Here is a 1,344-nt window from a genome sequence, read left to right on the forward strand (position 1 = left end):
AGGAGCCATCCGCCATGCAGATTACCACCGTGGGCCTTGATCTGGCCAAGCGCATTTTTCAGGTTCATGCCGTCGACGCGTCTGGGGGCGTTGTCGTGCGCAAGGCCCTGCGCCGATCGCAAGTTCTGCCGTTCTTCACCAAGTTGCCACCCTGCCTGATCGGCATGGAGGCCTGCGGGACGGCACATCACTGGGCTCGAGAACTGACGGAGCTCGGCCATGAAGTCCGCCTGATGCCACCGTCCTACGTGAAGCCCTATGTGAAGCGCGGCAAGAATGATGCGGTGGACGCGGAAGCGATTTGCGAAGCGGTAACACGCCCGACCATGCGCTTCGTGGCGATGAAGTCGGCCGAGCAACAGGCGGCCCTGTCGCTTCACCGCACACGCAATCTTCTGGTCAAGCAGCGCACGCAACTCGTGAACATGATCCGCGGCCTGTTGGCTGAGTTCGGCATCGACATTCCCCAAGGTTTGGAGCGGGCGCTTAAGCTGGCGCGCCAGATAGCCGCGAAGAAATCCACATTGGACGTACCGGCAATGGCACTGCAGATTCTGTGTATCCTGTGCGAGCAGGTGCTCAACACCCATGCCCGGCTCCAGACCATTGACCGGTCGATCCTTGCCCAACAAAGAACGAATGAAGTGGCACGGCGTCTATCGACCATACCTGGCATTGGCCCGATCGGTGCCACAGCGTTGGCGGCCTCGGTTGCTGATCCGGGTCAGTTCCGCTCGGGTCGAGAGTTTGCCGCCTGGCTCGGGCTGACACCTTCGCAAAACTCGAGCGGCGGAAAGGACCGTCTCGGGCACATCACCAAGATGGGCGACCGGTACCTGAGAAAGCTCCTTGTGATCGGCGCAACCTCCCTGATCCGACGGGCAAGGCATAAGCCCGAGGCTGCGGATCCGCGCCTCCTCGCGTTGCTCGCCAGGAAGCCAGCGCGCGTGGCGAGCGTAGCGATGGCAAACAAGATGGCCCGCGTGGTGTGGGCTATCATGGCGCGCGGCGAAACCTATCAGGCGCGTCATGCTCCGAACCTTGCAGCGTAAGTTGCGCAGAAGACGAGACACTGAAGCAGAAATCAGATCGAGCCGATCGATCGGCTCCATGAGGTTGTGAGAGCGACGCGATGTGATGGCGAGACGGTCAGGCCGGGAACAGGGACAACCCATGCGATGTCGGAGGCATCATAGCCTGCAAAGCAGATTGGGACCCAGTTCGCCGACCCCATCAGGGCCAGCAGTCTCGAATGGCTGCATCAACAGGCCGGACAGAAGACTGCACCCGACCAACGCGCCATAATGTCGAATTACCTCTTGCATCGCGGGAGCCATCCACAGA

1 protein-coding gene is annotated in these 1,344 nt (G+C 61.1%); it reads left to right on the forward strand.

Translation table 11 applies throughout. The features are described 5' to 3' along the window. Positions 1 to 14: 14 nt before the first annotated feature. On the forward strand, positions 15 to 1,052 hold the full coding sequence (locus NKJ08_RS38710) for an IS110 family RNA-guided transposase (protein ID WP_352786399.1): 1,038 nt from the start codon (positions 15 to 17) through the stop codon (positions 1,050 to 1,052). Positions 1,053 to 1,344: the final 292 nt, after the last annotated feature.

The sequence above is a fragment of the Mesorhizobium sp. M0244 genome (assembly GCF_040321795.1).
Taxonomy (GTDB): domain Bacteria; phylum Pseudomonadota; class Alphaproteobacteria; order Rhizobiales; family Rhizobiaceae; genus Mesorhizobium.